General features: G+C 56.7%; 14 protein-coding genes. 8 read left to right on the top strand and 6 right to left on the bottom strand.

What is annotated here, in order from left to right:
- The first annotated feature begins 7 nt into the window (after window positions 1-7).
- The 6 genes from MME58_RS14965 to MME58_RS14940 are packed head-to-tail and all read left to right on the top strand — an operon-like array spanning window position 8 to window position 5,482.
- Window positions 8-1,039 (top strand): ABC transporter ATP-binding protein, encoded by a 1,032-nt coding sequence (locus MME58_RS14965; RefSeq protein ID WP_055004955.1) that lies wholly within the window; start codon window positions 8-10, stop codon window positions 1,037-1,039.
- The gene (locus MME58_RS14960; protein WP_055004956.1) at window positions 1,036-1,665 is read left to right on the top strand and encodes an ABC transporter permease; all 630 of its coding nucleotides are present in this window, start codon (window positions 1,036-1,038) and stop codon (window positions 1,663-1,665) included. The genes MME58_RS14965 and MME58_RS14960 overlap by 4 nt, the downstream gene beginning before the upstream one ends.
- Window positions 1,665-2,348 carry an ABC transporter permease gene (locus MME58_RS14955; protein ID WP_054987550.1) on the top strand — a complete coding sequence of 228 codons (684 nt, stop codon included), beginning with the start codon at window positions 1,665-1,667 and terminating at the stop codon, window positions 2,346-2,348. Before MME58_RS14960 ends, MME58_RS14955 begins: the two co-directional genes overlap by 1 nt.
- A 49-nt stretch (window positions 2,349-2,397) precedes the next feature.
- Window positions 2,398-3,303: an ABC transporter substrate-binding protein gene (locus tag MME58_RS14950; protein WP_055004957.1), complete on the top strand. Its 906-nt coding sequence runs from the start codon at window positions 2,398-2,400 to the stop codon at window positions 3,301-3,303.
- 51 nt (window positions 3,304-3,354) lie between these two features.
- The gene (locus tag MME58_RS14945) at window positions 3,355-4,668 is read left to right on the top strand and encodes an LLM class flavin-dependent oxidoreductase (RefSeq protein ID WP_233591015.1); all 1,314 of its coding nucleotides are present in this window, start codon (window positions 3,355-3,357) and stop codon (window positions 4,666-4,668) included.
- A gap of 31 nt (window positions 4,669-4,699) precedes the next feature.
- Window positions 4,700-5,482, top strand: coding sequence for a phosphate/phosphite/phosphonate ABC transporter substrate-binding protein (locus MME58_RS14940; protein ID WP_055004958.1), 783 nt, complete (start codon window positions 4,700-4,702; stop codon window positions 5,480-5,482).
- Window positions 5,483-5,717: 235 nt separating this feature from the next.
- Here MME58_RS14940 and MME58_RS14935 read toward each other — a convergent pair whose 3' ends face one another.
- From MME58_RS14935 to glnH, 5 genes are all read right to left on the bottom strand, one after another.
- Entirely contained in the window at window positions 5,718-6,623 is a 906-nt protein-coding gene (locus MME58_RS14935) for a MurR/RpiR family transcriptional regulator (protein ID WP_054987506.1), read from the bottom strand.
- A gap of 40 nt (window positions 6,624-6,663) precedes the next feature.
- Window positions 6,664-7,653: a C45 family autoproteolytic acyltransferase/hydrolase gene (locus MME58_RS14930; protein ID WP_233591016.1), complete on the bottom strand. Its 990-nt coding sequence runs from the start codon at window positions 7,651-7,653 to the stop codon at window positions 6,664-6,666.
- Window positions 7,654-7,735: 82 nt separating this feature from the next.
- Window positions 7,736-8,458, bottom strand: a complete 723-nt coding sequence (glnQ, locus tag MME58_RS14925; protein ID WP_055004959.1) for a glutamine ABC transporter ATP-binding protein GlnQ — start codon at window positions 8,456-8,458, stop codon at window positions 7,736-7,738.
- A complete protein-coding gene (glnP, locus tag MME58_RS14920) occupies window positions 8,455-9,111 on the bottom strand; it encodes a glutamine ABC transporter permease GlnP (RefSeq protein WP_054987504.1) in 657 nt (218 codons plus the stop codon). Before glnP ends, glnQ begins: the two co-directional genes overlap by 4 nt.
- Before the next feature lie 30 nt (window positions 9,112-9,141).
- Window positions 9,142-9,885, bottom strand: coding sequence for a glutamine ABC transporter substrate-binding protein GlnH (gene glnH / locus MME58_RS14915; RefSeq protein WP_055004960.1), 744 nt, complete (start codon window positions 9,883-9,885; stop codon window positions 9,142-9,144).
- 361 nt (window positions 9,886-10,246) lie between these two features.
- Here glnH and MME58_RS14910 point away from each other — a divergent pair, with 361 nt between their 5' ends.
- Both MME58_RS14910 and MME58_RS14905 read left to right on the top strand, forming a co-directional pair.
- A complete protein-coding gene (locus MME58_RS14910) occupies window positions 10,247-11,575 on the top strand; it encodes an aspartate aminotransferase family protein (protein WP_054987502.1) in 1,329 nt (442 codons plus the stop codon).
- 11 nt (window positions 11,576-11,586) lie between these two features.
- Window positions 11,587-12,150 (top strand): carboxymuconolactone decarboxylase family protein, encoded by a 564-nt coding sequence (locus tag MME58_RS14905; protein ID WP_055004961.1) that lies wholly within the window; start codon window positions 11,587-11,589, stop codon window positions 12,148-12,150.
- 148 nt (window positions 12,151-12,298) lie between these two features.
- Here MME58_RS14905 and MME58_RS14900 read toward each other — a convergent pair whose 3' ends face one another.
- Window positions 12,299-13,213 carry a LysR family transcriptional regulator gene (locus tag MME58_RS14900; RefSeq protein WP_024651098.1) on the bottom strand — a complete coding sequence of 305 codons (915 nt, stop codon included), beginning with the start codon at window positions 13,211-13,213 and terminating at the stop codon, window positions 12,299-12,301.
- Between the last annotated feature and the right edge of the window lie 106 nt (window positions 13,214-13,319).

Below are 13,319 nucleotides of genomic sequence, written 5' to 3'. Positions count from 1 at the left end.
TCGAAAAATGATACGTTTTGAAGCCATCAAAAAAACTCATAAAGGCAGCCCGCGAACGGCCGTAAGCGATTTGACGCTTCACGTCCGTGAGGGTGAGATCTGTGTATTTGTCGGACCTAGCGGATGTGGCAAAACAACCCTTTTGCGAATGATCAACAGGCTGGACATTCAGGACAGTGGCCTCATCTATGTCAATGGCGTGGCAACCGATGAGCTTGACGTCGTTACGTTACGCCGTGGCATTGGTTTCATGATGCAAAGCGCAGCCTTGTTCCCCCACCAGACGGTTGCAGAGAATATTGGTGCAGTACCGCGACTCCTGGGCTGGAACAAGCATAAAATCCGCCAGCGCGTGAGCGAGCTCATCTCTCTGGTAGGACTTCAGCCGGAATTTCTTCAGCGCTACCCTAATCAGCTGTCGGGCGGGCAGCAAAGTCGTGTCGCTTTGGCGAGGGCGTTGGCCTCGGACCCGCCGGTTGTATTGATGGACGAACCCTTTGCCGCGCTTGATCCGGTAATACGTGAGCGACTGCAGGATGAACTGGTTGCGCTTCAGAGACGGTTGCATAAAACCATTATTTTGGTGACCCACGATATGGAGGAGGCCATCAAGATTGGCGACCGGATTGCCATCTTTGAAGGCGAAGGAAGGCTTGCTCAGTTCGATACACCTCACACTATTCTTGCCCGTCCTGCCAGCGAGTTTGTGAAGAGCTTTATCGGCAGGGATCCGCTACTGAAAAGGCTTTCGTTGATGAAAGTTTCTGATCTTCCGGCGGAGAAGGTCAGTGGTGAGTTCAAACTGCTGCTGGATGACAATTCCAACCCGTTGACGTGGGTCAGTGAATCAGATGTGCCTGTTCCGGAACTGACAACGGTGTCGAGTAACGACTCGCTGCATCACGCACTCGTTAAAATTCTGACGGTGCCGATCGGTGTGGTTGTTCGCGTAAACGAGGCGGGCGTTTACGAAGGTTGCCTCTCGATTACCAGCCTTCACAGCGCGCTCAATGAGCGTCGCTTCGGAAATGCGCAATGATTGACGGGGCCTGGATCGTTGAAAACTGGCAGCAGATTGGCCTGCTGTTAATTGATCATATTCAGATGGTGACCCTGGCCCTGTGCACAGGCGTTCTGTTGGCGGGCGCAATGGTGCTCTTGACGTTGTGGCAGCCCGGGTTGGCGCGACCGATGATTTATACCTGCGGCCTACTCTTTACCATTCCGTCCCTGGCACTGTTTATTTTGATAATGCCTTTTACCGGACTGTCTAAGACCACGGCGGTCATTGGTTTGAGCCTGTATGCCTTGCTTATCGTGTTACAGAACACATTGGCGGGACTTGCGAGTCTCCCTGCGGACGTGGTGGAGGAAGCCCGTGCGCTCGGGTATACGCGCATGCAGAGATTCCTCGGGGTAGAACTTCCACTGGCGCTGCCTGCGTTATTGGCGGGCTTGCGAACCACCTCGGTTACTTTGGTGGGGTTGGTGACGGTGACTGCCTTGATTGGCCAAGGCGGACTAGGCCAGCTGTTCATCACCGGGCTGGCTCAAAGCTTCACTACGCCTGTGGCGGTCAGCCCGGTGCTAACGGTGATATTGGCCTTATGTTTTGATTTTCTGTTTTATTCAATCAATAAATGGCTGGTGCCTTGGGTGCGCTGATGGACATGATCGTGAGCGTCTACTTATGGTTTTCTCTTCCTGATCATTGGTGGGGTGAAAACGGAATACTGACTCGGCTTGCAGAGCATATTTATTATGTGTCGTTGAGTCTGCTTATTGCTTGTGTAATAGCGTTGCCGCTAGGTGTGCTGTTGGCCAATTACCGTAAAGGTGCACACGTGGCAATCGCAGTGTTCAATATCGGGCGGGCATTACCTTCTCTGGGTATCGTGATACTTGCAATCATGCTCATTGGCTATGACACCAGCACGGTCATTATCGCGTTGGTGACCATGAGTATCCCGCCGATATTGAGCAATACCTATGTTGGAATCGATCAGGTGGATTCGTCTCTGAAGCAGGCTGCCAGATCGATGGGGATGCGCAGAGGGCAGGTGTTTATTCAGCTTGAGTGGCCTCTGGCCTTTCCGCTGATCTTTTCGGGGTTCCGATCGGCCCTGGTGCAACTTATAGCGACAGCCACGATTGCGGCGTATGCAGGCTTCGGCGGACTGGGCAGGTTTCTGATTGACGGACTGGGGCGAAATGATACGCCGCAAATTATTGGTGGCGCCGTGATGGTGTCGGCACTTGCGATTGTCAGTGAGTGGGTTTGTTCAATAATAGAAACGCTCATGGTTCGAAAATGGCGGGCGGGAAGTATCGAACCAGGCGCTCAATGACCCCGCGCCTTTTAAACAACGTATTCACTTTGCAGAGGTGCAGACCCCAATGAAAAACAAACAACGTTCGAAGGTTCGCTCAGTGCGCGCGGTTTCATTGTTGCTAGGGTTAGGCTGGCTGGTTGGCAACAGCTTTGCCAGTGCTCAGTCCATCACCATTGGAGGGGCCAATTTTTCCGAGCAGACGATTCTCGCCAACATTTATGCCTCAGCCTTGAAAAACCAAGGGATAGACGTCAAGACCCGACTCAATCTGGGCAATCGCCAGATCATCGCCCAGGCGCTGGAAAACGGGGATATAGACGTCGTACCCGAATACCTGGGATCACTGTTGAGCTTCTATGACGACAAGACCGCCCTGACCACCCAAAAGGAGATCCTCAGTGCTTTGCAACAGAAGTTGCCGGCGGATCTCCAACTGCTTGAACCTTCGTCGGCGGGCTCCATTACCGCATGGGCCGTCACTAAAAAAACCGCAGAGAAGTACAACTTGCACACCTTGTCCGACCTGGCGCCCGTATCGGGAGATTTGACTCTGGGCGGGCCTCCCGAAGTCGCCACGGCTGCGTTAGGCCTGCCCGGGTTGAAGGCGGTCTATGGCATCAACTTCAAAAGCATCAAATCGCTGGACATGGGCGGACCCTTGTCACGGCTGGCGTTGAACTCCGGCGCTATCGACGTGGCGACGGTGGTCTCCACGCAAGGCATCCTGGCGAAGGAGCCCTGGGTTGTCCTCGAGGACAACAAGCACCAGCAACCGCTGCAAAACATCACGCCGCTGGGGCGCAAAGCGTTGCTGACCCCGGAGGTCACCAAGGTACTTAATCAGGTCTCTGCAAAACTGACCGATGAAGACCTCAAGCAACTCAATCGCCTTGTTGATATTGATCACAAGGATCCAGCAAAAGTCGCTGCGCAGTGGGTCACCGAACATACCGCCAAGACGGCCCAGTGAAAAGGAATGTGACTTTGATAAGGTCGCGGAGGCGTTATGTCGACTAAAAGTATGATGTTGAATCTGTTCTTTTTTAACCCTCAAGGCGACCATCGTTTTTCCTGGCGCCACCCGAAGTCTCCGACCAAAGAGATATTCACGCTGGGGTACTACGTAAAACTGGTGCAGGCGGCGGAGGCGGCGAAGTTTGATGCGGTTTTTGTCGCGGACCACGTCGCGGTCTGGGACTCTGTGGCCAGCGGGTTGAGGCACTATGCCAACGCCCGCCTTGAACCGATTACGCTGTTGTCCGCACTGGCTGCGGTTACCGAGCACATAGGCCTGATGGGCACGGCTTCGACCTCCTATAACGAGCCTTTCAATCTCGCGCGATATTTTGCGTCGCTGGACTACCTCAGCGACGGACGAGCCAGCTGGAATATCGTGACTTCCTGGCTGGAAGAGGAGGCCTCCAATTTCGGATTGTCAGGCGTGACGAAGCACGGTGATCGTTATCTTCGGGCCGAGGAGTTCATCCACGTCGTCAAGCAGCTTTGGGACTCATGGGAGCAGGGGGCGCTTGAATTTAACAAGGGAACCGGCGACTTCGCCGACCCGTCGAAAATTCATTCGATCAATCACAAAGGCGCATATTTCAGCGTACGTGGGCCGCTTAATGTACCGCGTCCACCTCAGGGCCACCCGGTTCTCGCCCAGGCGGGGTCCTCTGAAGCCGGAAAGAACCTGGCCGCTGCACATGCGGACGTGCACTTCTGTTTTATCAATTCGGTCGAAGAAGGGTTGGCGTACAGGGCTGATTTGAATCGTCGACTCGAGTTGAAGGGCAGGCATCCCAGTGATCTGAAAATCATCACCGGCGTGCTTCCGGTGGTGCTCGGGGATGAGACTGAGGAGGAACGCCGTCGGCACCTGGAGGACAGTCTTATCATCGATGCCGTAGCGATTGACCTGGTCTCCAGCTACACCCGGCTGGACCTGACAGGATTATCACCGGACGGCCCATTGCCACCGCTGCCGGATGAGTCTGAGTTTGACGGAATTCGAACTGAGCTGGCCCTGCTCAAGCAGTACGACACCTCCTTGTCCATCCGCGAAATAGGACGCCGGTTGGTCAAGAGCTCGAGTACCTGGCTGCTGATCGGAACGGCAGAACGCATTGCCGATAAGCTTTCAGCGTTATACGAGTCGAATGCCGTCGATGGCTACAACCTTATGTTTCCGTTTTTGCCCACTGACTTCGAAACATTCACTCGTGGCGTGGTGCCTCTGCTGCAAGCCAGAGGCGTGTTTCGCCAGGAATACGAACCAGGGACATTAAGGGATCGCTTGGGCTTGAAAACGCCTGCCAACAGGTTCCTGCTGTGATCAGCGGCAATCGCACACTATGAACGGATTCATGATCGGCGATCTATCCATGTACCTCGCTCCCGCCCGGGTTTTACAGGCTCAGGACGCTTGGCTTGAACGCATTCGGGAGATTCTCGGCAAGCGCCGAGGGCAAAAGCAGATCGTTGATCTCGCGGCGCACTGGCTTTCCCCTGATCTGTTGTTATCCCAGACCTGCGGCTATCCATTCGTAACGTCGCTGCGGGGAAAGGTGAGGCTGATAGGACGCCCGAGCTATGAGCTTACCCATAGCTCTGGGGGGGATCATTGCAGTTTGCTGCTTTGTAGGGCTGATTCGGCCGTGACTGAACTAACGGGTTTCCAGGGCAGCCATGGCCTTATCAACGCCCGGGATTCCAACTCAGGAATGAATTTATTGCGCCACTCGCTGGCCGATATCAGCGACCGCGGGTTTTTCTCGCAAATCACCTTCACCGGATCCCACAGGGAGAGTATGCGACAGTTGAAAAGGGGCGAGGGCGATTTGGCTGCCATCGACAGTGTCACCTACGATTATCTTGCGAGAGATAACAGTGCCGAGATCGAAGGCCTCAGGATTCTGGTGCGGAGTGCGCGCAGTCCCTGCTTGCCTTACATAACTTCGATGGGTCAAACGGCTGCGGACGCCGCTTCAATCAGGAGCGCAATGAACGAAGCCCTGGGCCAGCTTCCCGAGGTTTCCCGTGACCTTGCGATCAAGGAAGTGCTGTCGGCCAGTGAGGCTGACTATGAGTGTCTTCTGGAGTATGAGCGCAGTGCTGTCAATCGCGGCTTTTCTTTTTTAGCGTCCTGAGCAGCTTTAGCGTCCTGAGCAGCGAGCCGTTCCTGGATGCCCTCAGATATGCCCCCATTTTTGCCCTCAGGCAACACGGGTGCACGAGCAATCGTGGACGGAAATTTCTAGCGGAACCCAATATGGCAATCGCTTGCTTTCCGTTCTCATGAATAAACGAGATTTATCAGTATGTCCGCAGCGAGTAATGCTACTGCCAGCATGAATAAGACTCGAAAGCTCATTGAGATGATTCTTACAGTGACGCGTTAAATTCGTCGATCAGGGCTTCCCTGTACTTCAAAGCGGATATCGACAGCTCACCGAGTTTGCTGGCAACCGCGCTTAACAAACCCTGTGCCAGCAACATAAAGGCACACATGCTGTTGCTGAAGAACAAGCTGTGATTGGGGACATAGAAGCTGTGCAACGCCACCTTGGCCAGTGGCGAGCTGGCAGAGTCGGTCAGTGCTATGACTTTGATCCCATGGCGAGCGGCGACCTCGGCCGTGGCCAGGACGCTGGGTGTGTAGGGGAAACAGCTGGACACGACCAGTACGTCACCCTTGTCCAGCTGTGCGAGGGCATCCGCCACACCTTGCCGACTGGAGTCCAGGGCCGCTACATCCGGACGCAACATGCCCAGGCCGTAGGACATGAACAGCGCCAGTGAATTGAACTGGCGCATGCCATGAATCCGAATCCGGCGGGCACTGGCCAGCAGTTCTACCGTCTTTACAAACACATCGGGATCGACCTGCTCGATCATGCTGGCGATGTTGGCGCTTTCCTGGCGGCCCAGACGAGTCAGATGATTGAGGATGTCCTTGTCTTCATGATTGATTACCAACCGTGAGGCCTGATCACTATAGAAATGCTTGCCTTCGGTAATCTCTCGGCGAAACACATCCTGCAATTTGCTGAAGCCGCCATAGCCCAGCCGTTGCGCCAGCCGGGACAGGGTCGAGGCGTTGACATCCAGTTGCTCTGCAAGCTCGCTGATCGAACACACTGCCGTGCGTTGGGGAGATTCGATCAGCGCCATCAGCACGCGCCTGGAACTGCTGCCCAACGCGATATCGACTTCACGCCGCTCGATGGCCGCGAGCAGTTGCTTGAGGCCGTCCAATGTGTCGGGAAGTGCTGCCGGGGCTTTATTCATTAACGGTATCCATTATTCAGTGAGCACCTGCGCTCCACCCTCAACGATCCGAGCATGCGTCGATCAACGAACGGTGGACCACACCTTCAGCATCGGGTTGGTCAGGGTTCGGTTGCGTATAAACACGCCACTCTACAGTGTTGGCACTAATCAGAAAAACACCGGTTGCCAGGGTGTTTTCGTTATCCGAATCATCCGCTGCGCAGCGATAGACAGGCAGGTCCTCCCCCGAAATATCGCGCAGGATACTCAGCGCTACGTTGGCGTCCAGATCACCTGGAAGCTGTCGCAGGCGCTGGTCGATACACTGCTGTCGAGCGCCAGAGCTGGCGGTGATGCGCTGTCCCACCTGGCTCAACGACAGAGACACCAGATGGTTTGAATGCCCCGCCGGCCATTGGATTTCACTGACATTGCTGCCCTCGGCGCTGGCCTCGACACTGACGACTCGGGCGCTCCCTGCCTGGCCGAAGGTGTGGTGAAACGCCCCGGCGCGATCAGTGCGGGTCACCACGGCAATCGCCTCGTCGATACTGCTGGCGTCAAGGGTCGCGCGCGCCAGGATCTGTCGAGGAATGCCGACAGGAATGCGTGCCGGGCGGATGTTGTTGACGGTCGCCACCAGGCCGCGCTCATTGATCGCCAGCGTGTGCCCAGGCAAGGACCCTGGATAGATAAAGCTGCTGAACGCCAGGCCCGATTCGGGCGTGGCGTGCAAGAGCGCGCAGTGGCGCTTGAGTTGCGGCAGGCCGTCTTCGTTATGAGCGATCAGCGTACCGGCGGGGGTTGGACCGAATACTGTCGTGCAGCCATCCACGCTCTGTTCATGCACATAGTCACCTCGGCAATTCCACATGAACACTTCGTCAAGCGGCAGTTGCAATCCGTCGGCCAGTCCCTCGATTTCCTGCCAATAGCGGGGGGAACTCGGTTTGCACCTGTTGACGCATCTGCAAAGCCGCCGGGGTTTGCGCCTGCAAGGCCAGGTATTGCCAAAGCTCAAGAAGGCGCAGATGCGCAAGCACGGCATCCCGACCGAAGACGCCCAGCCCGTGACCAATCGCGTAAGCGCTTCCATCAAGATGAATAGAGGGCAGTGTCATGGCATCTCCTCAGGATACGTGTTGCAGGAATTCCCGCAGTCGGGCACTGGGTGGGTTGGCGATCAATTCAGCGGGGGCACCGCCCTCGGCGATGCGGCCCTTGTCGATGAAGATCAGGCGCATGGCGACTTTGCGGGCGAAGTCCACTTCGTGGGTGACGATGACCATCGTCATGCCCTCATCCGCCAGCGACTTCATGACGGTCAGCACCTCGTGGCGCAACTCCGGGTCGAGGGCGGAAGTCGGCTCGTCGAACAGCATCAACTTGGGTTTTACTGCCAGCGCCCGGGCGATCGCCACGCGTTGCTGCTGGCCGCCCGACAGCTCGGAAGGGTAATGATCGGCACGGTCGGCCAGGCCGACTTTGGCCAAGAGTTCGGCGGCGAGTTTCTCCGCCTCCTTGCGGCTGGCGCCGCGCACGCGCACCGGGCCGAAAGCGACGTTCTGCAGCGCGGTCATCTGTGGGAACAGATGGAACTGCTGGAACACCATGCCCGTTTCCTGACGAATCAGGCGCTCGTCGACCTTGGGGTTATTGACTTCCAGGCCATCGACCATCAGTTGGCCGTCGGTGACTTCCTCCAGTTTGTTGATGCAGCGCAGCAGCGTCGACTTTCCCGAGCCCGAAGGACCAATGATCACCACCACTTCGCCGCTGGCGATCTTGAGGTCGATGTCGTGCAACACTTGGGTGCTGCCGAAGTGCTTGGAAACACCTTTGAACTCAATCATAGGATTTTCAGCCTCGATTCCATGCGCCGCAGCACATAGCTCAGCACCAGGGTAATGATCAGATAGATGACGGCAACTGCAGACCAGATCTCCATGGCACGGAAATTACCGGCGATGACTTCCTGGCCCTGGCGCGTCAGTTCGGCAACGCCGATGACAATGAACAGTGACGTATCCTTGATGCTGACAATCCACTGGTTGCCCAGCGCCGGGATCATGCGTCGAAACGCCAAGGGGGCGATGACGTAGCGCAGCGTGTCGCGCCTGGACAAACCCAGCGCCAGCCCCGCTTCGCGAAAGCCACGGTGGATCGACAGCACTGCACCACGGGTGATCTCAGCGATGTAGGCCCCGGAGTTGAGCATGATGGTCACCACGGCTGCGGTGAAAGGGTCGATGCGCACCGGAACCATCATGGGCAAGGCAAAGTAGATGAACATCACCTGCACCATGATCGGGGTGCCACGGATCAGTTCAATGAACACAAGCGCAACGCGGCTGCTGAAAAAACCGCCGTAGGCGCGGGCAAAGCCCGCGACCACGCCGATCACGGCTCCACCGATCAGACCCAGGATCGAAATCCACAAGGTCAGCTTGGCGCCTTCGAGCAGTACCGGTAGCGCATCCCAAATGGCGCTCCATTGGAAATGCATGCTGAATTCTCTGTTGATGAGGGGCGGGGATTATTTCGGGTCAGTGCCGAACCATTTGCGGTAGATCTGCGCATACGTACCGTTTTCACGGATCTTTTTCAGCGCGGCGTTGACCGGTTCACGCAGTTCGCTGCCTTTTGGGAAACCGATGCCGTACTGCTGGGCGAGCATCTGCTGGCCGACCGCTTTTACCTGGCCTTCGCCGGCGGTCTTGATGTAGTACAGGACGTTCGGCGTATCGTGCATGGCGGCATCGACACGGCCAGTGCGCAATTCAAGGTAGGCGTTGTCGATATTGGGGAACTGACGCAGGTCGCTGGCCTTCAGGTTGGCCTTGGCATAATCCGCCGCCGACGTACCGCTTTTCACCGCCAGGGTCTTGCCGGCGATGTCTGCTTCACCCTTGATCGTGTCGTTGTCGCTCTTGACCATTAAGAGAAAGCCGCTGTCGTAGTAGCCATCGGAAAAGTCGATAGCTTGCTTGCGCTCTTCCTTGATGGTGATACCGGCCAACGCTACGTCGACATTGCGTGTTTGCAGGGCAGGGATGATCCCATTGAAATCCATGGGTTTTAGCTGGGAGGTGACGCCCATTTCTTTCGCAATCGCCGCCCACAGGTCGATATCGAACCCCACGTATTCGTTGCCTTGCTTGAACTCGAAAGGCACGAATGCCGTATCGGTGGCCACTAGCAATTCCTTGCCGGCAGCGAACGAGCTCGAGGTGGTGGCAAGTGCCATTACCGCCAGTGAGGCCTTCAGAAAGTTCTTCACGCGTGTTTTCTCTTCAGGGGGATACAAGCCCCAAGGCAAGCCTGGGACGGTGGGGATAGCGGCAGTTTAATTTTTGAGTGATGCATCACGACCCACTCCATTTTTTTATTGTTGGCCCGGCTAGCCACCTGAGAAAGGAGGCGCACTAAAAATTTGCTATTTCGCAAAATATAAATGCATTTAATTTGTATGCAACTATATTTTGCTTCTCGCGATTCAGTCTGATAGGCCGGATTTTCCCAGTAAATGCTAGGTTTTATAGCGTTTAAACCGACCTTCCTGATGTTGAATGGCTTGCAAAAAATTAATTGCATTTGAAATTAATGCATCTATTATTTGCAAAAATATTGGGGGCGGCAGTATGAGCCACGTCTTTCATCGCAGCCTTACACATAGCTACCCAATGGCCGTCCGGGGTGAGGGGCCTTATCTGATCGACAGCAACAACCGTCGCTACCTTTATGCCAGCGGTGGGGCGGCGGTGTCATGCCTGGGCCATAGCGACCCCCAGGTGATCAAGGCCGTGCGCCAACAGGTGGGCCAGCTGGCCTACGCACACACTTCGTTCTTCACCACCCAGGTCATGGAAGAACTGGCGGATTTTCTGGTTGCCCGCGCACCTGAAGGGATTACATCGGTGTACTTCGTCTCGGGTGGGTCCGAAGCGATAGAAGCGGCATTGAAATTGGCCCGCCAGTATTTCATCGAAGTGGGCCAGCCTCAGCGCAAGCACTTGATCGCACGTCGCCAGAGTTACCACGGCAATACCTTGGGGGCGTTGGCCGCGGGTGGGAATGAGTGGCGGCGCAAGCAGTTTGAACCGCTGCTGATCGACGTCAGCCACGTTAGTCCCTGCTATGCCTACCGTGAGCAGCAACCGGGCGAAACCCCGGAGGCCATGGGCGTGCGCCTGGCGGCCGAACTGGAGACGGAGATCCTGCGGCTGGGGGCTGAAAATGTCATGGCGTTTGTGGCCGAGCCCGTTGTAGGGGCGACGCTGGGTGCCGTGGTTGCCGTGCCGGGCTACTTTAAGCGCATTCGTGAGGTATGCGACCGCCACGGGGTGTTGTTGATCCTCGATGAGGTCATGTGCGGCATGGGCCGCACCGGAACTCTTTTTGCAGCCGAGCAGGAAGGCATCACGGCTGACCTGATCACAATCGCCAAAGGCCTGGGCGCGGGCTATCAGCCGATAGGGGCAACGTTGGTGAGTCAGAGAATCCGTGATGCCATTGCGGAGGGCTCAGGATTTTTCCAGCATGGTCACACCTATATTGGCCACGCCACCGCCTGCGCGGCAGCACTGGCGGTGCAGAAAGCCATCGAGTCCCGCGGCTTGCTGGACCGGGTCAATCACCTGGGCGCGGGTCTGCGTGAACGTTTGCTGGCGCAGTTGGGTGAGCATCCGCACGTGGGTGAGATTCGCGGGCGCGGTTTATTTCAGGGCATCGAATTGGTTGCCGACCGAGCCAGCAAGACCCCGTTCGACTCCGCGCTGAAGCTGCACGCCAAACTCAAGCAGTCCGCCATGGCGGCAGGCCTGATGTGCTACCCGATGGGTGGCACGGTCGATGGGCTGCGGGGCGATCATATCCTGTTGGCGCCGCCATTTATTCTTGAAGACTGTCACTTGGATGAGATAACCGACAAACTCCTGAGTGCGATGAACAGCACTTTGAAAAGCCTCTGAGGGAGTAGTGCATGACGATTCAATCGCGGCTCAGCGAATTGACTGAAGCGAGCATGGACGACGCTCAACGCGCAGTGCTCAAGGACATTCTTGCGGGGCCACGCGGAAACTTGGACGGCCCATTCCTGGCGTGGATTCAAAGCCCGGAACTGGCCAGTCATGCGCAGCGTCTGGGGGCGTTCTGTCGGTATGGCACACGGCTTGAACTGCGCCTGACCGAACTTGCGATCCTGTTCACTGCCGCCTGGTGGCAGTCCCAGGCGGAGTGGCAGATTCATGAGCCAATCGCCCGCACAGCGGGTGTCACAGGCTCGGTTATTGAAGCACTGCGGCAGCAGGCCGTGCCGGTATTTGTGCGCGAAGATGAACACTTGGTCTACAGCCTGGGCAAGTCGTTGTATGAGACGCGTCGTATAGACGAGACTTTGTATGCGAGTGCAGTCAAGGCGTTCGGGGAGCCAGGCGTTGTAGAGCTTGTCGGAGTTTTCGGATATTACTCACTGGTAGCAATGACCTTGAATGTGTTCGCGGTGCGCCGTCATACCGATGCACCTCTACCATTTGTTGAGATATGAGTGCATTGCTGAATCGATGCTCTGAGCCCTTCGTACCAAAGAATTCTGCGACGACGCTATCGTGTCGTGCCTTGCCAAATCGGGGGGAGTGCGGCTTTCACTAGTGACCAATCGAGCTGACGCACTGAGTACTGGCAAGACCATTTGACTAAAGACTCTCAGGATCTCCAAAAAACATCTGGATCCGCGACCTCAACCAACGCTCCCCCGGGTCATTGTCCTGAGCCCCGCGCCAGGCCATGTGCAGCTCGAACGTGCGGGTTTCAATCGGCAGGTCTTCAGAGCGAACGCCTCCGGCTGCAGTCAGTACCTGCGCAGCATAGTCAGGCACGGTGGCGATGATGTCAGTGCCGGTCAGCAGTGTGGCCAGGCCGTTGAACTGTGGCACGGCGAGGACTACATGGCGTTTGCGGTCCAGTTTCTCCAGATGTTCGTCAATGAACCCGCTCAGGTCGCCGGCGAAGGAAACCAGCGCGTGCGGGCGTGCACAGAAGTCGTCCAGGCTGAGCGGGCCGGGTATCGAGTCGGCCCGCAACAGTTGCGGCTTGCTCCTGCGCAATACCTTGCGCTTGGCGTTTGCGGGCAGGTCCTGGGTGTAGCTGACACCCACCGAAATCTCACCCGAGGCCAGTAATGGCGGCATGAGGATGTAATTGACCCGTCTCACCACCAGCACAATCCCCGGTGCTTCGGATCGTAACCGTTTGAGCAGGGTCGGCAGCAAGGCAAACTCGACGTCGTCCGAAAGGCCGATGCGAAACACCGAGGTGCTGGTGGCCGGGTCGAACTCTGAAGCACGGCTGACCGCTGTCGAGATGGAGTCGAGTGCCGGGGAGAGCAGGGCGAAGATTTCCGTCGCTCGGGCCGTGGGCTCCATGCTGCGCCCGGTACGCACGAACAGCGGATCATCGAACAGGCCGCGCAGTCGCGACAGCGCGGCGCTGATTGCCGGCTGACCCAAAAACAGCTTTTCTGCCGCACGCGTAACGCTGCGCTCATGCATCAGGGTCTCGAAAACGATGAGCAGATTGAGGTCGACGCGACGCAGGTCGTTACGATTCATGCGGAATATCTCGGGCCATTTGTCGGTTGAGGACGTGAGCAGGGTGCGATAGTACGAGCAAATGCGGGTCGGGCGCAGGGAAAATTAATGGCAAGGGCACGGAATG

Origin of the sequence: Pseudomonas syringae pv. tagetis (assembly GCF_022557255.1) — a bacterium.
GTDB classification, from domain to species: Bacteria; Pseudomonadota; Gammaproteobacteria; order Pseudomonadales; family Pseudomonadaceae; genus Aquipseudomonas; species Aquipseudomonas caricapapayae.
The sequence above is the reverse complement of the archived record's forward strand: the minus strand, read 5'-3'. Positions and strand labels throughout refer to the sequence as shown.